The following is a 314-nucleotide window of genomic DNA, read 5'->3' as shown; positions in this document are numbered from 1 at the left end:
ATGGAAGCCGCAGGTATCCCCGGAATAGGGTTTTGCCAGACGCAGCCAGCAGCTCTCAAAGCCTTTCTGCCATTCGGTGCGGTCGAAACCAAACCGGGCGCGGTACAAACCGTCGGCGCTGATATGGCCATAGGGTTCATCCGGATGTGCGCTGGAGATACGGGCAGGCAGCGTGCCGGTGACGGTTGGCCACGGCAGCAGAGCGGGGCGATACGGATGCCGGGTATTGCGTGGCACGGCGGTGAAGGTGACAAAATACGCCGTGTCGCGGGCGACGTTGGTAGAGTTCGTGGAAACTATCAGCAGGCCGTCCG

The 314-nt window shown here is 61.8% G+C and carries 1 pseudogene; it reads right to left on the bottom strand.

The annotated features are described in order from the left end of the window. Positions 1-314, bottom strand: a pseudogene (locus tag J1781_RS00070) (type VI secretion system tip protein VgrG); the annotation flags it as partial.

The organism is Rahnella perminowiae, assembly GCF_019049695.1.
Classification (GTDB): domain Bacteria; phylum Pseudomonadota; class Gammaproteobacteria; order Enterobacterales; family Enterobacteriaceae; genus Rahnella; species Rahnella perminowiae.
This window is presented reverse-complemented; position numbering and strand designations above follow the sequence as displayed.